Source organism: Neptuniibacter sp. QD34_54 (assembly GCF_047778055.1).
Lineage (GTDB): Bacteria > Pseudomonadota > Gammaproteobacteria > Pseudomonadales > Balneatricaceae > Neptuniibacter.
This window is the reverse complement of record NZ_CP180546.1, coordinates 3,450,373-3,473,908: the sequence shown is the minus strand read 5'-3', so window position 1 is coordinate 3,473,908 and position 23,536 is coordinate 3,450,373. Positions and strand designations below refer to the sequence as shown.

The following is a 23,536-nucleotide window of genomic DNA, read 5'->3' as shown; positions in this document are numbered from 1 at the left end:
GCGAACCCTGCTAAATCCCTCGACGGCTGGTCTTCATAATATGGAAATTTACGAATATGCTACATGTGAGTGTTACAGATAGAAAGGTCTTCTAACTGCGTTTTTACGCACCTTAGTGTACGCTTTCAGTCCTATTCAAAAGTTATCAAAGACTGGAAGGGTAGTTTGGATCAGTTTAATGATTATGTAATCTGAATTCTCTTTTCTTCCATTTGAACTATTGGGTTCGGTACAGGGTTAGCTTCGATCTCTTTCAGTATCTCCACCAGCGCAAGCCTGACTACAGAACTGCTGTTCTCGTCCTGTAGTGGTTCTATAGCGTCCTTTAGCTTTTCCATTGTTGATTGAACTTTTATTTCAAACCAGACTTTATCAGTCTGTGTCCTCACTCGCTTAGTGAATTCGAGCCACTGCTGATGAAAGACATGGTTATAAAGCTCAGCACAGTGTTCCATCCAATAATCATCGAGGCCTTTCTCGCGCAGTCCTGGTGTTTCGTCATCCATTAAATCATACGGGTGCATTACGATGATCTCATCTCTAGCTCATCCCTTGAGCTGCTTTCTCATGTTCCTGATAGTCGACTCACTGACGCCAAGCCGTCGTGCTAATGATCTTTTGCCTCTATTCTTAAGTAATGGCTGACAAGTGGTAGGGGTGAGCCATAGACTTTTACGGATAAGGTTCTTCACGTTTCCTCATCGATAGTAATTAACAGGGGGAGGGTAAAGGAGGTGCATCGATGCTGCTCTTTACCTAATATGCGTTAATTGATTTTTGGAGTTAGAGATGTACAAATTGATATTTGAAACATTAGATTTTAAAGGGGTACAATAAGTTAATGGCATATTAAATGTAGGGGAATATTGTGAGGCCAATTGAATCGAAGAAGTATTTAGGAGTTTTATTATTATCAATATCCACCTCAGTCCTTGCGACTGACCCCGCAGTAGATGGGGATGCGGTAGCTGTACCGGATGTTGATAATGAAATTTTTCAACTAAATGGCACGGTTACAACGAACACCGGGAACATAACAACGAATACCGGTAACATAACAACGAATACCGGTAACATTGCTACTAATGCTGCGAATATTGCTGCTTTATCATCAAATACCACGAGTATTAATAGGTTGAATCAAGAGTTGGATGAGTTAAAGGACGATGCTTTCTCAGGTATTGCTGCTGCAATTGCTCTTGGTGCAGTCCAGATGCCTTCAGCACCGGGAAAAACAGCAATATCTATAGGTACGGGGTATTATGCAGGCGAGTCAGCTCTAGGTATTAATGTTACGCATGCTGTAGCGGGCTGGGGAGCAAATAAGGGGAATATCAGTGGCGGTATAGCGGGAGCTGGTTCTAACGGAGAAATAGCAGCGAGAATGAGTGTAGGCTTTGAGTTTTAATTGGGGATTTTGCGGTTTTGAGTTAGTTAGATAGATGGGGTGAGTATATTTTATCGGGGGCGCTCCAGAATTTGTAATCTAGCCATTATCTACTAGTTTCTAGCAGCCATAAAAAAGCCACCCGAAGGTGGCTTTTTTATTTGTATTTGGTGGAGATGGCGGGGTTCGAACTGTGCCATTTTTCTTCTCCACCACTTTTGAGAAAACTCTCAATCCCTCAAGTGCTTACAAATCACAAGTAAGGTTAAAAGTGGTCCAGAAGTGTGCCTAAAGTGTGCCACTCTGGAGTTTGGTTTTTCAAAAGTGTGCCATGAAGTGTACCAAAGTTCATTGGGTCGCTTAATGACAATTTGGATGTAAAGGTTTACAATTCTCAATTGTAAATGGAATTTGTAAACCCCGGGGCAGCATATGATTGGTGAAAGGTTACATAGAGCGCGTAAGGCTTCAGGCTTATCCCTGAGAGCGTTGGCGGATGAAGTTGGTGTATCCCAAACTACTATCAGTAAGTATGAGAAGGGCGCATCTATGCCGTCGTCAGCACAGGTATTGAAGTTGGCAAAGGTGTTAGGGGTTAAGTCTGAATTCTTTTTCCGACCGGTGAAAGTTCAACTTAAGGGAGTGGAGTATCGTAAACGTTCCACTGCTCCCAAGAAGCTGCTTGCTCAAATTGAAGCGGATGTTTTGAATCAGGCTGAACGATGGACTTCATTGTTGTCATTGTACCCTCAGCAGCCTGTTCCTGAATTTTCATTACCAGCAGGACTACCTGAACTTATTTCTGAGTTGGATGATATAGAAGACGTGGTCGATCATGTTCGCGATACTTGGGATTTAGGTCTCGGCGCAGTTCCAGACATGATTGATGTTCTTGAATCTATGGGTGTGCTGGTTATTGTCACTTCCATTGATGTTCAGGGGCGTTTAGATGGGCTTGCTGCGTCAGTAAATGGTACTCCAGTGATTGTTGTTTCTGAACAATGGCCGGGTGATCGCCAACGTTTTACTTTGGCTCATGAACTGGGGCACCTGATCTTGCATGGTCGTCTTGATGAGTCAGTCAACGAAGAAAAGGCTTGCGATAGGTTTGCAGGAGCCTTTTTATTACCAAGAAAGTCTGTTCAGCAGCACTTAGGAGATCGGCGTAGCCGAATTGAACCTCGTGAGTTGTATATGCTCAAGCACGAGTTTGGTATCAGTATGATGGGGGCGATGATGAGGGCTGCTCAGCTTGGAATAATTTCTGATGCTGTAAAGTCATCTCTCTTCCGGTTCTTTTCTGCTAAAGGTTGGCGTACTCGTGAGCCCGGAGATGCTTATCCTGCTGAAACTACTTACCTTTACCGGCAGCTGGTATACAAAGCATTGGCCGAAGACTACATCGGTGAGTCGAAAGCTGCAGAGTTGATGGGAATGTCAACTTACTCCCTACGTGAGGAGCGCAAGATGGGAGGCATGGATGCGGCCGCTGCTGATCAGTGATACGAACGTCATAATAGATTTGGAAGAAGGGGGAGTGCTTGAGCTTCTTTTTCAACTACCGCATGAATTTGCTGTCCCTGATATTTTGTACGATGAAGAGTTGCACGAGCAGCATTCCCACTTAATTGGCCTTGGGCTTCAAACATTGGAGTTGAGTTCCGATAGCATGGGGTACGCGATGGGGCTAATGGAAAATTATGGTGGCCCGAGTGCTAATGACTGTTTTGCATTGGCACTAGCAAAGCAAGAAGATTGCCCATTGGTCACTGGAGATAAACGTCTTCGAAAAGCTGCAGATCAGGAGCAAGTCAGTAAGCTGGGGACCATTTGGCTGTTAGAGCAGCTTCTCGAGCATAACTTGGTTTCTATTGAGGAAATCGATGAATCTGTTAAGAAAATGAAGTTGGCGGGCAGCAGGTTGCCATGGGGTCTTCTAGCTGAGAAGCTGGACAAATATCGTATCTAAATTGATTGGGTTGAATTGTGGTTTACAACCCCCATTTAACCCTTACACACACATGTTTAATGGGGTGATTACATAACCATATGTGGTCGACCTCATAAAATCATACACACATCACACACACGCTTACACGGATAGACATAGCGAAGGATTTCGCGTCTGGTTCGCCTTCGATTGGAGGTGGAAAATTTTACTGTGAAGTCACTCTTTGAAGAGGGCGGGCTTCGTGTTTTGGTGCTGTGAAAATGAAGCTTTACCTTTCCTGCCTCGACTGCGTTCGAGTTATCTGTGTCAGTTTGTCCGATGAGGATTATGTGCGGTTAAATGGTGTTTTGACCGAGATAGCATGTAGTCAACCTAGTATTAAATTTAAGAAGACGAGGCATGGTGTTACGTGGTTTTTTTGGCCTGTCTGTGATGGTCATTATGCAAAAGTAACCGTGGGACGTTCTACACGCCTATCTTGCTCCCTATCAATAAGATATAACCCATCGAGAATAACTGATTACACTGCATTGGAAGAGCTTCTAGCCATGATCTCAGGATGCATCGAGAATGCACCAGAGAAGTTGAGAATCAACCGTGTGGACTTTGCGAATGATCTGGTCGTGGCTGCGGATCGTTTTTTTGTGATGAAGCCGACCGGTTGGCAGAATGCTCGTATTTACCCCGGTCATAGCTCAAGTACTTTGTATTACGGAAAACCAGATTGCCCCAGAGCAAATCGGGTGCGTGTTTATGATAAAGCTAAACAGCTAATAGAAACGAACAACCGTCATTATCCCGTTTGTTTTCCTGTCCTTGATGCGGGTGAAAGCCTGATAAGAATTGAATTCTCACTAAAGTTCGCTTTGCCGCTGGCATCTATGGAATCCGGGGCAATCGATAGTTCCCGCTGGAACAGTAACCAAATGCCCAACCTGAGACGTCATCTCGAATTGTTACGTGTGTTCGAGTGGAGTGAGGTTGAGGAGAGCTTGAAGTCCTTACCGAATAGGAAGTCCCTTTTTTTTCAGTCGACTGCTTCTTCTGTGTGGAAAGCGTTGAGGGCAAAACACCGGTTGTGGTTTGCTGAATCACTACGGCGAGAGATGAAAGCAGTGCCAGCAAGTGCTCGTGCAAAAACGCGGACAATCTGGGATAGCTTCAACAGCTCGGCTTTATCGAAAAGCAATTGGAAGGATGTTCTTGTTGATGGGGTACATCAGTCGTTGGAACAACAGCTTCATACAGAAATATACCGGCTTTGGCATGCGGTGACGCCATCAAACGTGGAATTGACGCGCGAGTAGGGGGTTGCCGACCTATAGAAGTAGAGACCGGGAGAAGTGTCCGATTGCGGCATGCTCAATCCCGGTTTTTTTACATCTAGAGGAACATATTTATGAACAACCATGACAATCGTTATCTTTCATCACTGCAGGCTGCTGACTACCTTGGGTATAAGAATCGGACCATGATCCAATCACGTTATACGGGGGTGTTGGGGGGAGTGAAAGCACCATCCCATACTAAGCGGGGGACGCGTACTTACTATCAAGTTAGCGTTCTCAATGAGTGGGTAAGCCAGTTCGGCAATTCTTGTGCTCAGGAGAATTCGGGAGCTCAGCTATGAAGCCTGTAACCGAATACGAAGTTGAACAGAGTAGCGATGTTGCCCCTGTGTCCCTGTACACGTTGATTAATGAAACAGAAGTAATTTCAGTTTGTGCAGTTATTGAGATGCAGGCTGATGGTATGCCGTTGTCAGAACGATTGCTGTTCACTCGTTCTCATTTGGATGATTGCCGGACTCGCGTTTCAGTGTATTCCCAAGATTATTACTCTGACAATTGGGTCTGGGATGTGAGTATCGTGACTAATCAACAGTTGGATAACGATGCTGCTATGAACCTTCTGTCTAAACAAATGTTTGGAGATAAGGTTGTGGACCTTCTCTTCCAGAAACTTCGGTGAATAATCAATAGAAGGCAATATGGCGATTCGGCTTCGATAGCTTAACGAAGGTGTATCGCCATAAGCTGGGTATTGCTTGAATAATCATCGTCTTGTTTGGGTTTACCCTAGCGAGACAGTTCATGGGTGTCTCGTATAGGTTGAAAAGGTAGTAATGAGACGGTAGTCTTATAGGAGTCTAAGGCTTATATGAGACAGTTTCTATGGCAATATTTGCATACTGCCGTGTTTCTACGGCAGACCAGAATACAGAAATGCAACGTGATGCACTCGTTCAGGCATACCCGGATGCCATAGTGCGTGAAGAGAAAGCATCTGCTACCACTCGAACTGATCGGCCAGTACTTGAGCTTTTGCTTGATATGGTAAGCAAAGGTGACAAGCTAGTTGTCTGGAAGCTTGATCGACTGGCTCGTAACCTCAACGACCTCACTAGTATTGTTGATCTCCTAGATAAGAGGGGAGCTTCACTGGAAATTCTTGATCAGCGCATTGATACTGCTACAGCGAGTGGTAAGGCCTTCCTTCAAATGCTGGGAGTGTTTGCAGAGTTTGAAACAAACCTCCGTAAAGAGCGTCAGATGGCCGGTATTACTAAGGCCAAAGAAGAGGGTAGGTATAGGGGGAAGCAGGCTGTAATCGATCCTGAAGAGGTCAAAGGGCTTCGTGCGATAGGGCTGGGCGCTACAGAGATTGCCAAGAAGTTAGAGATTGGCCGTGCTTCAGTATACCGAGTTTTAAAAACGGAAAGAGAGGAAGTTAATGCAGGAACTGCAGCGTGATATTCAACTTTCAGAACGTGAGATAGCTCGTTACATGAAGTGGGCTCAGCAATTACAGCAGAAACACGCAGATGACTGTGATGGCCCTCTCGACTCTATTTCGATTACATTCCAGTTATCGGTTTTCGGTACTGAGATAGTTGCACATGCTTCTGGAATTCCAGATAACGTGCCTCAGATCACTCTTCGATCAATCTAGCGATACTAGCCTTGCTCAACCCCTTTTAGTGTCTGCCCGTTCTTCAGCTTTCATTCCAATAGGCCGTTAGCGCTACGCCCCATAATTACTGCTGCAGCTGCTGATGGGCTACTGAACAAGTAGTCTTCAGCTAGAGTCAGTTTGCCTTCCTGATCTTTTATCATCTCTTCATCAATTAGCTGGTCACGCAGTGATGCGAATCCTTTTGGAAAAGAGGGGACGGTGTCACCTGCTAATTCCGCTCCAGCCATCACCATAAAGCCATCAGGCTTTCTCATTCCTTTGGCCTTCGCTCCACGAGCTGCGTCAATCATAAATACCTGTTCGGCTTCACCGGCTCCAGAGGTGTCTTCTCTTAAGCTTTCGAACGGTTTAAAGCCGATTGCTCCTACCAGTAGTTTCACGTACTCAATAAATTCTTTCATCTCCGCTTCGTCAGATTCCGAGATCAGCGAGCGACTGGGAACCTGAGTGTTTGCCAGATCGTATCGATGAGCCTCACGGGCATCCTCATATAGCCTTGCTTCAAGGTAGCGGATATGTGCTTTGTTCAGATTCTCATCTTTGCTGATGAAGCCTACTGCTTCGGTCCAGAATTCCTTCTCAAGATGTTGTCGCAATCGCTCATACAGATTCTCTGTTTCACCTATGTAGACAGCAGGCTTGCTTCCGGGGGCTTCAGGATTACCAAATAGGAAATAGATAGCAGTTGTCTTTAGCTCATCACGATCGGAGCAGTCTTTCACTCGCCCACGCGGGATTCGGAATGCTTTACCTGTCCAGTTTGATAGCTCGCAGATGATTCTGCCGTTTGGATCAGCATCCAGCAGAAACATTTTAATTGTTTTAGCGAATCTACTAGTGTTCATTCCTTTTGCCTCTTCAGCGTTCTTCTAGTTCTGTTTCAACTTGGCTATAGATTCTCTCCCAGCCATCTTGATCATATTTAGCTGGAAGCTCAGATGCCATAACGACAGGAACAGACTCTGAAAACAGCTCATACAGTTGGTTGCCAACTTCATGATGTAGTTGGTGGTAACCCTTTTTTGAGGAGTATGCATCTAGGTAGGTAAGTAGTAACAGGTAAATCGTAAGGGCTGCTCTATCGGCATTATTGATGTCATTACGTAACCTTAATGCATCTTCGCACAGGTGTTCAGCTTCCTTAATATCCATCTCGTAATCCCTATCTTTATTCAGGAATAGAGAGCAGTATTTCAGGCTTGCTGCCAGCTTACCTTCACCGTATCCATCTCCCATGTCGGGACAAGTCCAAAGCACACGACAAATGTTATCGATAGAATCTGTCAACAGGTCTGAAACGGAGTCGGCAAAGATGTTATACCCATTAAAAAAACGCTGGAGAGCACCAAAGAACGCTTTTGTTTCTTTGATAGGAACTGGCCGAGCAGTCCAATAAAGCACGTTGTTGAAATCTCTCAACTGATAAAGAAAATCATCGTGCCTTAACCCAAATGCTAAGGAGTCTCGTCCCACAAGTTTACTTTTTAGCTGTTTAATAAGCACATTCGACTCGGAAAGTTTAAGGAATCTCCGGTCTCTAAGAAATGGATAGTGTGAGAGGACTACGCCCTCAGAAATATCATCTATGACCGGCAAGAGTATTACTTCTTTCTCTTGCCTTTCTCTTTGACGAATGAGTTCCAGTTCCTTATTGGCCCAGCTTTTCTCTAGGAATGCAGATGAGAAAACCACAAGTCCAAACTTTGCACTGCTCAAGGCTTTATGAATACTATCGTTGAGGAAGTCACCGACTTCGAGTTCGTCTTCATCAATCCAAGGTGATATTTCATTCTTGCGTAGAAGCTCTACAAGAGGTTTTACCAGAGTTTCCTTGTCTTCCGATGCATGGCAAATAAAAACGTCTCTACGGCTCATCAGGTGTCTCTAGATTAGTCAGGTCTTCCACTCCAGCCATTTCAGATAGCATTTGTGAATAGATCGTTAGCTTCTGTTGTAACTGGTCCAAATCAGCACGAAAGTCGCTGCATAATTCCGGGGAATCATCGAAACCATTTCGCTTAGCTACAGGATGCCATTTAGCAGTAAAGGGGCGAATAATTTGATTCAGAACGATAACGGCTATCTTTGTGAATTCTAGGCAGTGACGGCCATTCTCCCTGAGGATGTCACGCGTTAATGGGAATAGTTGGTGAACACTGGATAAAGCCGCGTATTCGTCACCTTCCTTCAATTCAAGCTTCTGCGTAGTCACACGTGTCAATAACTCAACATAAAGCTGCCATGCAGCAACTTTGTCCTGCTCTTGTGGCTTCCATTCTGCGTCAAGGAACGGTGTCTTGATCTTCAGTGAAGTCATTCCCCAGCTGTCTAGCCATTCACGCCATTTCATCGGTTAAAGCTTCCTTTCTGTGTTTTATCATTATTTACCTGAGCGATTTTGTTTAAAGCTACGGAGAGAGTTGTTAGGTTTGGATTCATGGCGTGACTCAAAAGCTTCGTGAATCCAGTCTTGAACTTCGAAAGGGTCATTTGTCCAAGAATAAATTTTGGAGTAACCACACTTGATGTTGTCTGCAAGACGTGGAGGAATCGTTCGATCTAGATACTTTGTGGTGGAGTCGTTTGCAGCGTTTTTAAGCAGAATACGATCCATTATGCTTAGAGACCTCGTTTGAGGTTTGTACGAAGGCAAGATTATCCCAAGTAATCCTGACCGGGGATTGCGTTTTGTGTTCCTTATCGATGATGCGATTTCCCAATCGACATGCTTACGTTGCCATGTTTGTGATCCAATAAGTACCACCGTAACAGTCGAATCACGTAAGTAATCATCACGGATGATTTGTCTAATCTTCTCGTCGGACAGGCCTGTATCAATTTCACCAATTTGTACTGACTGAGGAATCAGTACATCGTGAAAGTCTGAGAACATCTCTTCAAAGTATTCACGATATTCTTGATCGTTGGCATGGTGATAGCTCACAAATACCTTGTGGCGTTGGCTCATATTGGACTCCTTTTCCAATTATCCTTTGAGCGTGAAGCAGTTGTGGTTCCAAATGGTAGCTTTCTTCGAATTAGGCGTCTAAGTTACACTGCTTTATTTGGATTGCAAGGTGCTTCACCTCGTTAACTCAGGTGCCAGCAAAAAGGACACATTAATGACCAGTTCCACACCTCTTACACTTCAACAGCTTGAATCTTATCTCTGGGAAGCCGCTGATATTTTGCGTGGCAATATGGACGCTTCTGAGTTCAAGGATTACATCTTTGGCATGATGTTCCTGAAACGCCTCTCCGACTCGTTTGAAGAAGAGCAGGAGAAGGTTGTTTCTTATTACGAGGGTAAGGGTAAAAGTGCAGCAGAGGCGCTTGAGTTAGCTCAGGATGAAGATGAGTACGACAGCACGTTTTTCATCCCAGAGATTGCCCGCTGGAGTCATCTGAAAGACCTTAAGCATGACATCGGTGCTGAGCTGAACAAGGCCACTGAAGCGATTGAAGAATACAACAGTGCTCTGGAAGGAGTGCTGGTTTCCATCGACTTCAATATTAAAAACAAGTTGAGTGATAAAAAGCTGCGTGATCTGCTATCACACTTCAGTCAGCACCGTCTGCGCAACGCCGATTTTGAACGTTCTGATCTGTTGGGTACTGCCTATGAGTATCTGATCAAAATGTTTGCCGACTCTGCTGGTAAGAAGGGTGGCGAATTCTATACCCCGAGCGAAGTGGTGCAGTTATTGGTTGCTCTTCTCAAACCTCATGCCGGTATGCGTATCTACGATCCTACTGTGGGCTCAGGCGGTATGTTGGTACAGACTCGTAACTACCTTGCCTCCCACGGTGAAAACCCGGCAAACCTGTCACTGTTCGGTCAGGAAATGAACCTGAATACGTGGGCTATCTGTAAGATGAACATGTTCCTGCACGGTGTGTTCAGTGCTGATATTCGCAAGGGTGATACCTTACGTGAGCCGCAGCACAGTCAGGGTGGTGAACTTATGTTGTTCGACCGTGTAATCGCCAACCCACCGTTCAGTTTGAAGAAGTGGGGTAAGGATGAAGCGGACAATGATGGATATGGACGCTTCCCTTACGGTACACCACCAAAAGATGCTGGGGACTTAGCTTTTGTACAGCACATGATTGCCTCTCTTAATGCTGAAGGCATGATGGGTGTGGTTATGCCACACGGTGTGCTGTTTCGTGGTTCCAGTGAGAAAGCCATTCGTCAAGGAATCTTAGAAGATGATCTGCTGGAAGCAGTAGTGGGCTTACCGTCCGGGCTTTTCTACGGCACGGGTATCCCCGCTTGTTTGCTGATCATCAATAAGAACAAACTTGCCGACCGAAAAGGCAAGGTACTGTTCATCAATGGTGAACTGGAGTTTGAAGAAGGTAAAAACCAGAACAAACTCCGTGAACAGGATATTCTGAAGATCGTTGAAAGCTTTGACAGCTTCAGTGAGATCAAGCGTTACTCCAAAGTGGTGACCTTGGCGGACATTGTCGAAAACGATTACAACCTGAACATTCGCCGCTATGCTGACACCAGTCCACCACCGGAAATCTTCGATGTTCGTGCCATCCTACACGGCGGTGTGCCTGTACGTGAAGTCGAGGATGAATACATTCAGGAAGAAATACTAAAAGGCTTCGATGTGTCACTGGTGTTTGACCGTGATGGGGAGTCTTCAGCGGGTAGAGAGTATTTCCAGTTCAAGACTGATATAGAAACCAAGGAAGCCATTCGTGACCGTGTGGGTAATGTGGATTCAAAAGTGGTCACCCAGTTGGAACGCTGGTGGGACAAGTACAAAGTGTCACTGCACGAACTGGACGCCCAAGCCGCGGATGCTGAAGAGGTCATGAAAGGATTCTTAGGGGAGCTGGGTTATGAGTAATGTCGTCCCTGATGGGTGGGATGAAGATCATCTTAGCAATGTATCAACGATAATAACCAAGGGAACCACACCAACAACGAATGGTTATCAGTACACTGCCAGTGGAGTTAAGTTCCTTCGGGTTGAAAATATTTCGCATAGCGGAACCATAATTGAGAATGACTTAAAGTTCATCAACGACGAAGCAAACAATGCACTGAAACGTTCGCAGTTGCAGGCCGGCGATTTGTTGGTGTCAATTGCTGGTGCTATCGGTCGTTCAGCAATCGTTACGGAAAAGAACTTACCCGCTAATACCAACCAAGCTGTTGGAATTGTCAGGTTAATTCCAGATGATGTTCTTCCGAAGTATGTTCGGTATTCTATCGAAAGCCCTTCTGTAGAAAGGCAAATTAGTGATCTTCAAGCAGGTAATGCACAGGTTAATTTAAATCTTCAACAGCTGGGTGATTTAAGATTCTTACGTCCCCCACTACCCGAACAACAGAAAATCGCCGCTATCCTATCCTCTGTTGACGATGTGATCGAAAAGACCCAAGCACAGATCGACAAACTGAAAGACCTGAAAACAGGCATGATGCAGGAATTGTTGACCAAGGGTATTGGTCACACTGATTTCAAGGATTCCCCCGTGGGGCGTATTCCTGTTGGGTGGGATGTTCAAAGCATCAATGATTTCGTATCGAAGGTTGGAAGCGGTGTGACCCCTAAAGGAGGCAGTAAAGCTTATGTTGAAGTGGGTATCCCCTTAATTAGAAGTCAGAATGTTTATCCGGATGGTCTTCGCCTTTCAGATGTTTCTTACATCACTGAAGAGCAGCATGAAAAGATGGCCAACAGTAAGTTACAGCCTAATGATGTTCTTTTGAATATCACAGGGGCATCTATTGGGCGTTGTTATTATCTACCAGACGATTTTATGGAAGGTAATGTAAATCAGCATGTATGTATTATTCGGTTGAAGAAACAGATCATAAATCATGTTTACTTAACGTTGATTTTGAATAGCCAGTTTGGGCAGTCACAGATTATGAACTTACAGGCTGGGGGGAATCGAGAAGGCCTTAACTTCCAACAAATTCGTGCTATCAGAGTGGCTATTCCTCCATTGCAAGAACAGATTAAAATTGCAAATGCAGTATCGAGTGTTGATCGAAAAATAGCTGCTCAGAACAATAAGCTGGAGTCAGTAAAGAATGCCAAAAAGGCCTTAATGCAGGACCTTCTCACTGGCAAAGTACGTGTAACCGTGGATAACTAAGATAATGAATCAGGATGAATACAACAAGGTTGAAGGACCGGCCATCAGTCAGTTGCAACAGCTCGGTTGGGAATATGTCCACGGTGCTGAGTTTGCGCCTGAAAATTCTGAAGAACGCCGATCGTTTAAGGATGTGGTGCTTGTTCAGCGACTTGAGCGATCGGTCAAAAGGCTGAATCCTTGGATCAGTGATGAGAACCTTCGTAAGGTAGTTCGCGAGATTACTCACCCGAACTTTGCCTCCCTGATGGAGGTGAATCACAATCTCTGGCAGGTATTAGTTAACTACCAGTCTGTCGAGCAGGATTTGGGTAAAGGCCGTAAGGGGCAGACAGTTAAGATCATCGACTTCGATAACCCGGAGAACAACGAATACCTCTGCACCAACCAGTTCAAGGTGGAAGGTGTTCATCAGAAGATAATTCCTGACATTATTTGCTTTGTGAACGGCTTACCTCTGGCTGTGATCGAGTGCAAATCACCTTACATTACCAATCCGATGGCTGAGGGCATAAATCAGCTGCGTCGTTACGCTAACCTTAGGCTTCCTCATGAAAATGAAGGGGCTGAGAAGCTGTTCTGGTACAACCAGATGATGGTATCCACCTGTCGTGATGCCGCCAAGGTTGGAACGATCAGTTCGACTGCTCAGCATTATGGTGACTGGAAGGATGCTTATCCTTTTACTGACAATGATCTGTCAGCGTTAGGTGGCCCTGACGTGGAGGCTGCTACTGAGGTCAAAGAAGCGCCTTCTCCTGCGTACTTAGCTGATGCCAAAAAGGTTGCAGGTCTTAATGATGTCACGGCGCAGAAGCGCTTGTTGGCTGGCATGTTCAGTAAGTCAAACTTCTTAGACCTGATTCGTAACTTCACTATTTACGAACCTGTTGATGGGCGCTTAATCAAGAAAGTTGCCCGTTACCAGCAGTTCCGTGCAGTGAACAAGGTGATTGAGCGGCTGAAGGCAGGTAAAGATAGAAAAGAAAAGTCGGGTGTGGTTTGGCATACGCAGGGGTCCGGTAAATCACTGACGATGGTAATGCTGGCAGTGAAGATGCGTCGTGATCCTGAATTGCAGCAGTATAAGCTGGTGTTTATTACCGACCGTACTCAGCTTGATGAGCAGCTTTCAAATACCTTTCGCGATGCTCAGGGTGAGACGGTATACAACGTGGGTTCTGTATCTGAATTGAAAGAGCTTTTACGTAAGGACTCCTCTGATCTTGTGACTGCGATGGTGCAGAAGTTTCAGGATGCAGAAAAAGAAGGTGAGTTTGCTGATCTGAACCCCAGTGACAAGATCATAGTGCTGGCAGATGAAGCACACCGTACCCAGTTTGGTGGCTTAGCTATGACCATCAATGCCGCTTTACCGAATGCACCTAAGATCGGTTTTACCGGTACGCCATTACTGAAAACCCAGAAGATGGGGCAAGCGTTTGGTGGTTATATCGATCAATACAAGATTAACGAAGCAGTGGAGGACGGTGCTACGGTTCGCATTCTTTACGAAGGCCGGGAAGTTAAAACGGAAGTGGCCGGAGATTCGCTGGATGCGTTGTTTGATGAGTACTTCGCTGATTATACCGAAGAAGAGAAGCGGGAGATCAAGAAGAAGTATGGTGTGGAGCGAGCTGTGCGTGAAGCACCTGCCCGTATCCGTTGGGTTTGTCTTGATCTGTTGAAGCATTATCGTGAACACATCCAGCCTGATGGCTTTAAAGCGATGATTGTCGTTGGAAGCCGTCATGCAGCAACGGTGTTCAAGAAAACTTTGGATGAGTTGGAGGCCCCGCCTTCTGAGGTAATCATTTCAGGTGACCATAACGATGTACCTGAGATTGCTCAGTACACCGACAAGGTTAAGCAGAAAAAGACCATTCAAGACTTCCCCAAACCGCTGAATGAAAATCCGACTGCCTTCCTGATTGTAAAGGATATGCTGCTAACAGGCTTTGATGCGCCGAACTGTCAGGTGATGTATATCGACCGTCAGTTGAAAGAGCATACGCTGATGCAGGCTATTGCCCGTGTGAATCGTACATACAAGGGAAAAGATTGTGGCTTTGTGGTTGATTACTACGGGCTTTCTGAGCATCTGACAGAAGCTTTGGAGTTGTTTAGTAGTGAGGATGTTGAAGGTACGTACTTCACACTGAAAGATGAAATACCGAAGCTGAAAGCAACCCATACACGTGCAATCTCTTTCTTCAAAGATGTTAAGTCTGATGATGTGGACGACTATGTTCTGGCGTTAAAAGATGATGAAGTGCGTGCTCAGTTTGAGATCGCTTTTAAGCGCTTTGCCAAGCAGATGAATGTGGTACTGCCAGATAAGGCTGCTTCACCGTTTGTGGCTGATCTGAAGCATCTGGGTAAAGTGAATAATGCCGCTCGACTTCGCTATCGTGATGAGCAGTTAGATATTTCTGATGCTGGTGAAAAGGTTCGTCAGTTGGTTGATGAGCATATCCTCAGTAGTGGGGTTACTCCACGTATTCCGCCAGTTGATCTGCTGGCTGCAAACTTCAAAGATCATCTGGATGGAATTAAGTCCCCAGAGTCTCGCGCGTCTGAGATTGAGAGTGCGATCAAACACCATATTACTATCAACCTTGAAGAAGACCCTGAGTACTATAAGTCACTGAGCCTGCGTCTGCGCGACATTATCGAGAAGACTGCAGGTAAGTGGGATATGCAGCTGGAGCTGCTGCACGAGATGATGGATAACATCGAAGTTGATCATCAGAAAGCAGCACAGGATTTGGGACTTTCTGAGACAGAATTGTCGTTCTACAACATTATGATGGCAGAGGTGATTGGGCCGGAGCAGGATGTACTGGATGACGAGACTCATGAAGCCGTGAAAGTCTCTACTCAGTCATTGGTTGCGATGCTGGATAAAGCGACCCAGACCGTAGACTTCTTCTCCAAGCAGGATGAAGTAAAGAGAATGAAGAAGTTGATTAAGCGCGAGGTGTTGGATCAACCGTTCGGTACATCAGGCTTGGTCAAAGTACTGCAGGAGCGTTTTATGGAACTGGCACAGACAAAATTTGGGAAGTGAAATGGCAGATTTCGTATTTGTTAATGAATTGACAAAAGGGGCTGTGACCTTTGTTACGGCAGGGTTTGGAGCTTTTGTGTCTGTGGGTTATCTACAGCTCAAGGCTAAGCGCGATGAGTGGTTCTGGAAGAAGCGTGTTGAAGGTGAAGAAAAGGTTATATCTTCAGTCTCTAAGCTGCAGTTCATATCTAGCCATTATCTTAATAGCGAGTTCTCAGAGAAATATTCTATGGCTGGGATGGGACTAGGTGAATCGGAGACTGCGGCAATTGCACTTGTGAGGGAATTGCATGAAGGAGCTTTCGAAATTACACCATATTTACGTAAGTACCAACGTGAATGCTTTGAAAATTTCCTAAATAATACCCAGTCGGCACTAGATGAAGCGAAAGAAGATTGGCGAACAGTTGATCAAGATGATCCACTGGATATGGAGCGAAACGCTGTTAATCTGCTCGCTGCTCTTGAGGCGATTGCCTCATCTGCTTTAGAAGAGTTTAAAGTCGATTATGAAAACCGTTCTATCAAAGGTTTGTTGTGTTGCAATATATCGAAGTTAATGGCGTCGTTGCAGAAGTTGTTCGCACCAGTCGCCAAAAAAGTGCAACGGTAAAAGTGGATGATGGGCTGGTTTCTATAGTCATCCCTGAGCAGCTAGAAGTCGATCAAATTTATCAATTACTTGATGCTAAAAGGCACTGGATCAGAGAGAAGCTGATACTCCAGCGAGAAGCGATGCCTGTGAGTGCCAAGTCTTTTATTTCGGGTGAAGCTTTCTCGTATCTTGGACGTAACTATCGGCTAAAAGTGCAGAAAGGTCGATTTGCTCCTGTGAAGCTTATTCAAGGGCGTTTAGTTGCAACCCTTCCCTCAGGAGCAGAAGAACCGTATATGGTGCGTAACACACTTGTACGCTGGTACAAGAGCCATGCAGAGCAGAAGCTGCAGGAAAAGGCCGAACGGTATGCCAAGATTATCGGCGTTGAGCCTAAGTCCGTTGGTATCCAGACCTTTAAATCTCGTTGGGGAAGCTGTACAGCGAAAGGTGATGTGGTGTTCAACTGGAAGATCATCATGGCTCCCAATCGTATCTGCGATTACGTGGTGGTACATGAACTCTGTCATCTGATTCACCATGATCACTCACCCAAGTTCTGGAAGGAAGTAGCGCGAGTTATACCGGATTATGGTGAGCGGAAAGAGTGGCTAAAGCAGAATGCTCCATCCTTGGAGTTTTAGAGAGCATTTCAACGGTGGTTAATACAATCACCAGAGCCGCATTTACAGAAGTGCTTTTCGTACCACGGCCACTCATCCTGTAGCACGCCTTCCGCGTTTTCCACACCTGCTTGATCATAAGGAGACCACGCTCCTAGAACTTTAAGTATTTTCTTTCCGCTCATCACACCTTCCGCTCTCTCGGCTGCATTTAGACAGGGGGATGAAGAGCCTTTTGCTTTCATGCATTGTGAAAGAGAAATGTAATGACTTCGAAAGCGGGTTATCAAAGCTTCTTGTGTTGAATTGTCTAACATTCTTGAATACCAGTTAATTAATAAGGTTATCAAGTCTAACAATTTAAAGCCATTTCGCAAGGTGTTGCCTTGAAAAAGTTCTTTAAAATCAATAAATTATGAACGATGCATCGACATTGTCAATAAGCTCTATTCGTTCTGTTTACTATGCGGTTTTTTTATTCGGATTTTGCCGTTCCATCGTAAGTGAGTAGTGACATCTGGATAGGGGAGGAGCTCAATTGTCTCCAGCATGGTTTGTGGTAATGAGGTATCTCCATACCTTCCATAGCTTTCTCCTTGTGGAGCATGTCCGGTAATCTCGTCTGTAATTGCTTCAACAACGTGTGCATTCTTGAGGTAGTAGCTTAGGCTATGTCGAAAACTGTGGAAGGTTTTGCGGTCAATATTTTTGATGTTTAAGTTGTCTTTAAATTCGGAAAACCTCTTAGAAGGGTAATGTCCCCTTCCGTCAGGGCCTTTGGTGATGTCTGGAAAAAGCCAGTCATAATTTCTGCTACGTATTTCATTTACATAGTCGATAAATCCGATGCGAATCAGTTCAGGGTGAATCGGGATTGCTCGCTTACTGTGGGTGTTTTTAAGCTGTTGCTCTGGGTGAGAGTCAGTGATTTCAATCAATGGAATTTCTTCGTTGTCGAGGATGTTCTCAACACGAAGCTGACACAGTTCGGTGATCCTTGCGCCTGTATATAGTGCGAGGATTGGAACCCAAAAGATATGGGGCTTAGAGGGTGATTGCTTGTCAGTAAATCTTGGTTGAGTGAAGATGATTTTTAAATCATCAAGGTAAAATGGATGTCGAGTGTTTTGCTTATCAGGGTTTTCCTTGAACAACATACCTGTGACTGGATTTGGCGATTCCTTCCTGTAGCCCTGATTTATAGACCAACCGATTACTGCCTTAAGTTGGCGAAGGTACTTATTAGCAGTTTGTGCAGTAAGACGCTTTCTATCCGTATTAGCCTGAGCTACTTCACGGTAGCTCATGCCTTTAAATTCTCTGAATTTCTTGTGATTCGCTGGTAGCTTAATCAGGATTGTTTTCAGTTCCGATATGATTGGTTTCGTGATGGAGTCGATTTCTGGATCATTTGTGATTTCAGTGATCAAAGATTTACCACGAGCGTACTCTTTCTCTGAAGATGCTCTCCAGTTTCCCGAGTCGATCATTTCCTGTGAGTACAGTTCCCAGCATTTACTCAAAGGTAGTGAGTTGCTCGGTCTTATATCTGGAACTACATCATGGGCAGGTAACGGTGCACTTGTGATATTAAGCACTGTCTGGGCAGTAGATATATGCTCCAGTTCTTGGTGTTGTTGGAAGAGCGTCTTTTTAGCCTGTTCTACGCCTGAGTAATTCGCTTGGTAGATAGCTCGGATTTCTTCCAGATTGTTTGTTTCATCTGCTGCTGCAAACAATTCTGGGTAGTGGTCTCTGACCCAATCAATCTCATGTTTGAATCGGTTGAGTGTTTCTAATGCTTCATCGTTTTCATTGATCGAATTGAGTTGGAGTGCAAGTTTAGTTTTGGCTTTTTCTAAGAGTGCTTCGAGAGGCATTGTGCGTTCCGAAAGGAGGATCAACTTGAGAGAGTTAGCCAAGATAGTAGATTTGTTAAGTGCTGTCAGCTTTCTTCTGGTGTGTAGAGACAGCTTTACTTCTCGTTTTAAGCCGTTACGAGTAATTGTGAATCTAAAGTAATAAATACCGCTAGGACGACGAATTAGGTAATTAGCGTATGTCACGAAGTGTGCCACCAAGTGTGCCACTTGTGATGAGAAACAAAAGAGGAGTTGAACTAACCCCTTGTTACCAAAGGGTTAGTTCGGGAAGTGGTGGAGATGGCGGGGGTCGAACCCGCGTCCGTCAATCCTCCGCCTCAAGATCTACATGTTTAGGCTTCTCTATTGAGTTAACCCGTCACGACCCGAGAGCCAGGGTGTTATGGGCGAGCCTTTTTAAGTTTTAGCCGTTCAGCTTAAGGCGAAGCATCCGGGCGATTCTGTCTCGAATGATACCGCAAAATCCTTTAGTTACAGACACCTGAAGGAGCGGCACAAGCTGACTTATGCAGCTAGAGCGTAGTTATCGTCGTTAGCAACTATAACTGTGTAGTGAGGGATTTACGAGATTCACTACATTCTCGACATGCACCTAAGGTTTTGTAATCAGCGTCGAAGCCAAGTCATCCCCAGATAGCTCGTGATTATACCTATTGTGTTGGGTATAGACGAGTAGTTATGTGGCTTCGACCCAAATTTTTTGCACAAGTTCCGTTATTGCCGTTCCAATGAATCGCAGTAAGTGGCTAAGTCCAGTGCTGCTTTGGCTACAGTTTTATCGAGTGAAGCTGGCTTGGCTTCTGCAAAGGATGCCATTACTGGAACCCTAGCTGGTTGTGGTATTGCTTTGTCTTCTAAAACTTGATGGAACGCGGTAGACATTTCATCTCGCTTAACTGGTGTCATGCTTTCGAGTTTTTCTCGAAGCTTTGTTACCGCCGGACTATTTTGATCACCTACGCTCATAGTGCCGATATATTCCAAAATGAACGATAACCCAGCTCCTGTTGCAATGCTTTTAGCTGTATGGCTGATATACGCACCGACACCGTTCGGGATAAGTATTCCCGCAACATAAAGCGTTTGTGTTAGGAATAATGAAGATTCTGCATTCTCAATGGCTTGATCCCCCATAGTTCCTGAAGCTTCCCCAACGCGTGCTGCTTCTATTGCTTCGGTGGCAATAATTAGACCGGGAGCACCCATCAATCCACTGGTAGCTGCGCCAGCAGCAAAACCAACCAAAGTCCCTGCGCCAGCAGTAACGATGCCTATCGCTACTCCTGCAAATATGCCAGCTGCTGCTCTGGTCCATACATCTACGCTAAGTAAGAAATCACCCCAAGCAGAAGCTTCGTTGAGGCAATGTGCGGTAAAACTACTTGAGTTGGCTTGGAAAGTACGTAACAAAGATTCTTGGGCGCCAGGGACTTGAGCTATGGTTCTATAAAGGTTTTGCGGTGCCATGTTATTGAAGTCTGCTTTGGTTTCTACAATTAATATTGTAGTGGCACTGATGCTTTGGGCCATATTACTGATATTGCTTAGGTGGGTTCTTGATTGTATGCCTAAACCATCCATGAATTGCTTACCGGCTTTCTGTTGTTCGGGATATTCGGAGTACAGTAGGTCGATAATGTTCTGTTGCCATCTTTGAAGCTCAGAAGGTGAGGCAACGAGATTTTCGAGTGCGGAAATTGCTTGTTGCATCATTCTCAACGCTTGATGCTTTGTTTCCCAAGCAAGCTGCCCACCAAGGCTATCCTCAGATTTTTTAAGTAAGAACTGACTAACAGTTTCTTTGTGGTCTATGGACATAGAGCCAAATTTTCGTCCTACTGAACTTAGAATATTCTCGTATATCTTTTCTTTAGGATGTCTAGCGGCAAATTTTCGGAATTCAGGGTGTCGAATGGCTTCTTGAAACGAATTTTTCCAGCCTATCTGAGATTCGGTTCTAGATACGGAGTCCCAGAAATAACCGTCACTAATAGGGTGTGCGCTTAGATTGTTTACTATGCGATCAAAAGCATTAATAAATTGCGATTGCTGGGGGGTTGTATTGCTGTTGTATGAATCAGTGCCTAATCGACATAAAGCATCTGCTACTTGTTTTCCTGGGGTGCACATGTTGCCTCCTTTCATACTGGCCTAGGCCAGATGTGTTTGGGTTGTTATACGGAAACAAACTGCGCACTTGTTCCGTTTACTCTTCCGTTAAATAGTCCTTCAATTGTTGTGCTGTTTTACCTGTTATTTTTTATCTTTAGCTGCTTTAAGCAAGCCTTCTGTATCTATATCGCCCAAAGGTAAATTGGTTGGGCTTGTGTTTAGCTGCTTAAGTAAGTCTTCCAACGGTACGCTTTGATTGAGCCTGCTCATATTAGGCAGAGAGCTAAAATTACCTAGTTGACTTAGTTGATTGGAAATCCCATTTGATTGGCTCTCAAAACCTTTGAGCTGTTGCTGTATCAGGGATACTTGTTGCAACGCCTTAGCTAGCTTTTCACAGTTGAGTTTCATATCCAATCCTTGATCAAATGATCAGCTTTAGGGTTTGATCTTTATCCATCAGCGCACCTGCTTCGGGCTCAGTTTGGGAGATTGTTGCGCTGTTGGCTGCATTTTGTGGTGATAGAGCGAAGGGGATTCCTAAGCGTTCTAAGACGACTTTCGCAGCGCTTACAGTGAAATTGGCGAGTTGCGGGATCGCGTGCAAATCATCCAATTGTGATGGCGCAGGGACAGGTACATAAGTTAGGGTCAGCTTGCTGCTAGCCTCGACATTGTAGTCGTACTGATTTTGATAACCTGCATCTACTGTGGTGCCATTGAGCTCTGTTGTGCGTTTTCCGTCTTTGCCTTGGGATTGGGTAATCGATAGGGCTAAGTTAACTTCGGCTTTTGCTTCTGGGATCACGTACCAGGTCGGGCGATAGCCTAAATTTCTGAGCTCTTCGGTGGTGATGTCTTCCTGACTGTAGATATCTTTCAGGTGTTCGATGGCGTTAGCATCAATCGCGTATTGAGCTTTGGCTACGCCTAAGCCGATCTCTGCGACCACATCACCTAAGGGTGCGGCAATAACATCGGAGATATGATTCTTTGGCATGATTAGGCCTCCTCTTCCTGAGCAACACCGATGATAAGGATGACTTCGGTATCTTCACCTATTGAGCGTCCTGCTTTAGGTGTTTGGCTCATGATAGTGCCTACAGCGGCTTTTTCGCTCGGCGCTAGCTGTTGGTTGTACCACTGTGCTGAGATAGAGATCTCATCTAGACGTCTATCTGCAAGGCTTCGGGTATAACCAGTTAGGTCTGGCATTTTGATGGGTTCTGGCGTTGCTTGTGTCTCAGCTGCAGCGTTTGAACCATCAAGATCTAATGTCAGGGTGCTGACGAGATCGGGATTGATATATTGAAGGCTTTCGGTGTCTTTAATCAGACGTACTTTGTCTTTTGTGCTGCCGCTCAGTACTTTTAAGTCCATACGCGCACTTTTGAGCTGAAAGCGACCTTTGTTTTGTGTGTCTGCCTTATTAACAGCTTCCAGTGCAGAGGAGATCACCGCATCTTTAGAAAACTCTTCCACCTGAAGGGAAGGTTTTTTACCCGTGTTAGTTTCCAACTCTCTGATACGAATATCTTTGGTTTTGATTAGTTTGCTTAGATCTAAGTTCGAGTTGGTTAATTGGGTGATTTTCTGTTTGTCTGCTTGAGATGACTGCCTTGATGTACGTTGAAGATCGCTAAATTTTAATGAGATCTCTTGGGTTTCTTTCTTACTGTTGGTGAGCTGGCGCTCTAAAAGTGAATTTTTATCAGTAAGAGTTCTTAATTGTGTTGACGATGATGAAGAACTGGAAGAGCTACCGAGAGTAAAGGCTGCTGGTATCGTGTGGAATGTAGTACCGGCAACCGTCATTGTTGGCTGTGAATTTACGGTGACGGTTCCGAAATCCAGTTTGCTTGAGCTAAAGCTTTTTGGCGTATTGGTCAGGTTTACCCAAGTTGAGCTCTGTTTTGTGCACAATAACACCCGAGGTAAAAAGTCGGTGAAGTTAATCTCTGTGTCTTCAGAATAGTTACCTTGTCTATCGGTCCGGCCTGAAACGAGTGTTTGCACACGCCCGCGTAAGTTATAGAGGCAAACCTTCACTGACCTGTTAGCGATTGCTCGATTGTTTTTATCGACCAATTTGACAGAAATACTTAGTGCCATGATTTATCTCCTACTTGTGACGATAGAGCAGTGTTTCTGTTTTTGAGAACAGGTCTGCTGTGAGCGCGATCAGTTGTCCCGAGGGTTCGGAGCTGGATACGAGCAACTGGGTTTGCGCTTTGCCATCTTCAGAGAGAGAAAGGCTTGATTGCTGCAGCTTTGTACCGCGTTTTAACGCTGGCCGTCCTTCGTTTTTATTCAGTTTTTGTGAGAGCTCTCGATCTATATTCAGCTCAATGGTTTGGTCGGTTAAAGGTTCACCTAATGAATTGGAACCGGTTACCTCTATTAAAGCATTACGGTTCTGAGCTGTAGCGGCTAGCGTCAGTTTAGGTTGGGGTCTTCCTCCATCAATGGGTGTAGCTACCATCACGCCTTTAATAGTGCTGCTGGCGCTGGAGCTATTAGGTGTGTCAGCTGCGCCAATGGGTGAGAAGGCGAGCTTGGGCTTGAGCAATGGGAGTCTGCTTTGAGGTTGCTGCTGCGGCGTTGCGCTGGTCATTTTTAGGTGCAACTCAAACTCCATTTTTGGGATATGGTAGACGAGTGCTTCCTGCCCAAACGCATTAACCACTGGGTTATTATTTAGCTTACTTTGTGCACGGCTGAGGCCGTCAGCAAGATTGATTAAAAAATCATCCAGGTCCTGTCCCTGGGCGACCTGATTCGTCATTTTGTATACTCCCTATTCATACTTG

At 45.0% G+C, this 23,536-nt stretch carries 24 protein-coding genes and 1 other RNA gene; 12 read left to right on the top strand and 13 right to left on the bottom strand.

The window, feature by feature from the left end; translation table 11 throughout:
• Positions 1-182 precede the first annotated feature (182 nt).
• Positions 183-524 (bottom strand): hypothetical protein, encoded by a 342-nt coding sequence (locus ACMXYP_RS15935; protein ID WP_415882621.1) that lies wholly within the window; start codon positions 522-524, stop codon positions 183-185.
• A gap of 344 nt (positions 525-868) precedes the next feature.
• Between ACMXYP_RS15935 and ACMXYP_RS15930 the strand changes: the two genes are divergently transcribed.
• The 7 genes from ACMXYP_RS15930 (at position 869) to ACMXYP_RS15900 (ending at position 6,290) form a co-directional block, all read left to right on the top strand.
• Positions 869-1,408 (top strand): YadA C-terminal domain-containing protein, encoded by a 540-nt coding sequence (locus ACMXYP_RS15930; RefSeq protein ID WP_415882620.1) that lies wholly within the window; start codon positions 869-871, stop codon positions 1,406-1,408.
• 411 nt (positions 1,409-1,819) lie between these two features.
• Positions 1,820-2,890 (top strand): helix-turn-helix domain-containing protein, encoded by a 1,071-nt coding sequence (locus ACMXYP_RS15925; protein WP_415882619.1) that lies wholly within the window; start codon positions 1,820-1,822, stop codon positions 2,888-2,890.
• On the top strand, positions 2,868-3,356 hold the full coding sequence (locus ACMXYP_RS15920) for a PIN domain-containing protein (protein ID WP_415882618.1): 489 nt from the start codon (positions 2,868-2,870) through the stop codon (positions 3,354-3,356). The genes ACMXYP_RS15925 and ACMXYP_RS15920 overlap by 23 nt, the downstream gene beginning before the upstream one ends.
• Positions 3,357-3,886: 530 nt before the next feature.
• On the top strand, positions 3,887-4,645 hold the full coding sequence (locus tag ACMXYP_RS15915) for a hypothetical protein (RefSeq protein ID WP_415882617.1): 759 nt from the start codon (positions 3,887-3,889) through the stop codon (positions 4,643-4,645).
• A 319-nt stretch (positions 4,646-4,964) separates the two neighbouring features.
• Positions 4,965-5,309 (top strand): hypothetical protein, encoded by a 345-nt coding sequence (locus ACMXYP_RS15910; RefSeq protein WP_415882616.1) that lies wholly within the window; start codon positions 4,965-4,967, stop codon positions 5,307-5,309.
• 203 nt (positions 5,310-5,512) lie between these two features.
• Entirely contained in the window at positions 5,513-6,091 is a 579-nt protein-coding gene (locus tag ACMXYP_RS15905; RefSeq protein WP_415882615.1) for a recombinase family protein, read from the top strand.
• Positions 6,072-6,290 (top strand): hypothetical protein, encoded by a 219-nt coding sequence (locus ACMXYP_RS15900; RefSeq protein WP_415882614.1) that lies wholly within the window; start codon positions 6,072-6,074, stop codon positions 6,288-6,290. The genes ACMXYP_RS15905 and ACMXYP_RS15900 overlap by 20 nt, the downstream gene beginning before the upstream one ends.
• A gap of 50 nt (positions 6,291-6,340) precedes the next feature.
• Here the strand turns inward: ACMXYP_RS15900 and ACMXYP_RS15895 are convergent, their stop codons facing one another.
• From ACMXYP_RS15895 to ACMXYP_RS15880, 4 genes are read right to left on the bottom strand one after another with little or no spacing between them, the layout of a single operon-like run.
• The gene (locus ACMXYP_RS15895; RefSeq protein ID WP_415882613.1) at positions 6,341-7,159 is read right to left on the bottom strand and encodes a GIY-YIG nuclease family protein; all 819 of its coding nucleotides are present in this window, start codon (positions 7,157-7,159) and stop codon (positions 6,341-6,343) included.
• Between the two features lie 13 nt (positions 7,160-7,172).
• Positions 7,173-8,189, bottom strand: a complete 1,017-nt coding sequence (locus tag ACMXYP_RS15890; protein ID WP_415882612.1) for a toll/interleukin-1 receptor domain-containing protein — start codon at positions 8,187-8,189, stop codon at positions 7,173-7,175.
• The gene (locus ACMXYP_RS15885) at positions 8,179-8,664 is read right to left on the bottom strand and encodes a hypothetical protein (protein ID WP_415882611.1); all 486 of its coding nucleotides are present in this window, start codon (positions 8,662-8,664) and stop codon (positions 8,179-8,181) included. The genes ACMXYP_RS15890 and ACMXYP_RS15885 overlap by 11 nt, the downstream gene beginning before the upstream one ends.
• Before the next feature lie 30 nt (positions 8,665-8,694).
• On the bottom strand, positions 8,695-9,282 hold the full coding sequence (locus ACMXYP_RS15880) for a TIR domain-containing protein (RefSeq protein WP_415882610.1): 588 nt from the start codon (positions 9,280-9,282) through the stop codon (positions 8,695-8,697).
• A gap of 154 nt (positions 9,283-9,436) precedes the next feature.
• Between ACMXYP_RS15880 and ACMXYP_RS15875 the strand changes: the two genes are divergently transcribed.
• The 5 genes from ACMXYP_RS15875 to ACMXYP_RS15855 are packed head-to-tail and all read left to right on the top strand — an operon-like array spanning position 9,437 to position 16,752.
• Complete coding sequence (locus ACMXYP_RS15875; protein WP_415882609.1) at positions 9,437-11,182, top strand: type I restriction-modification system subunit M; 1,746 nt, start codon at positions 9,437-9,439, stop codon at positions 11,180-11,182.
• Positions 11,175-12,443 carry a restriction endonuclease subunit S gene (locus ACMXYP_RS15870; protein WP_415882608.1) on the top strand — a complete coding sequence of 423 codons (1,269 nt, stop codon included), beginning with the start codon at positions 11,175-11,177 and terminating at the stop codon, positions 12,441-12,443. Before ACMXYP_RS15875 ends, ACMXYP_RS15870 begins: the two co-directional genes overlap by 8 nt.
• A 4-nt stretch (positions 12,444-12,447) precedes the next feature.
• Positions 12,448-15,513, top strand: coding sequence for a type I restriction endonuclease subunit R (locus ACMXYP_RS15865; RefSeq protein ID WP_415882607.1), 3,066 nt, complete (start codon positions 12,448-12,450; stop codon positions 15,511-15,513).
• A gap of 1 nt (position 15,514) precedes the next feature.
• Positions 15,515-16,126, top strand: coding sequence for a hypothetical protein (locus ACMXYP_RS15860; RefSeq protein ID WP_415882606.1), 612 nt, complete (start codon positions 15,515-15,517; stop codon positions 16,124-16,126).
• A complete protein-coding gene (locus tag ACMXYP_RS15855) occupies positions 16,051-16,752 on the top strand; it encodes a M48 family metallopeptidase (RefSeq protein ID WP_415882605.1) in 702 nt (233 codons plus the stop codon). Before ACMXYP_RS15860 ends, ACMXYP_RS15855 begins: the two co-directional genes overlap by 76 nt.
• Before the next feature lie 8 nt (positions 16,753-16,760).
• On the opposite strand, the gene ACMXYP_RS15850 is transcribed toward ACMXYP_RS15855, so the two are convergent.
• The 8 genes from ACMXYP_RS15850 to ACMXYP_RS15815 form a co-directional block, all read right to left on the bottom strand.
• Entirely contained in the window at positions 16,761-17,048 is a 288-nt protein-coding gene (locus tag ACMXYP_RS15850) for a hypothetical protein (protein WP_415882604.1), read from the bottom strand.
• Positions 17,049-17,177: 129 nt separating this feature from the next.
• Positions 17,178-18,797 carry a site-specific integrase gene (locus tag ACMXYP_RS15845; RefSeq protein WP_415882603.1) on the bottom strand — a complete coding sequence of 540 codons (1,620 nt, stop codon included), beginning with the start codon at positions 18,795-18,797 and terminating at the stop codon, positions 17,178-17,180.
• Positions 18,798-18,885: 88 nt separating this feature from the next.
• Positions 18,886-19,245: a transfer-messenger RNA gene (gene ssrA / locus ACMXYP_RS15840) on the bottom strand.
• 83 nt (positions 19,246-19,328) lie between these two features.
• A complete protein-coding gene (locus ACMXYP_RS15835; RefSeq protein ID WP_415882602.1) occupies positions 19,329-20,744 on the bottom strand; it encodes a hypothetical protein in 1,416 nt (471 codons plus the stop codon).
• A 123-nt stretch (positions 20,745-20,867) separates the two neighbouring features.
• Positions 20,868-21,137 (bottom strand): hypothetical protein, encoded by a 270-nt coding sequence (locus tag ACMXYP_RS15830; protein ID WP_415882601.1) that lies wholly within the window; start codon positions 21,135-21,137, stop codon positions 20,868-20,870.
• 13 nt (positions 21,138-21,150) lie between these two features.
• Positions 21,151-21,726, bottom strand: coding sequence for a hypothetical protein (locus tag ACMXYP_RS15825; protein ID WP_415882600.1), 576 nt, complete (start codon positions 21,724-21,726; stop codon positions 21,151-21,153).
• Between the two features lie 2 nt (positions 21,727-21,728).
• A complete protein-coding gene (locus ACMXYP_RS15820; protein ID WP_415882599.1) occupies positions 21,729-22,838 on the bottom strand; it encodes a PASTA domain-containing protein in 1,110 nt (369 codons plus the stop codon).
• A 10-nt stretch (positions 22,839-22,848) separates the two neighbouring features.
• The gene (locus ACMXYP_RS15815) at positions 22,849-23,511 is read right to left on the bottom strand and encodes a hypothetical protein (RefSeq protein ID WP_415882598.1); all 663 of its coding nucleotides are present in this window, start codon (positions 23,509-23,511) and stop codon (positions 22,849-22,851) included.
• Between the last annotated feature and the right edge of the window lie 25 nt (positions 23,512-23,536).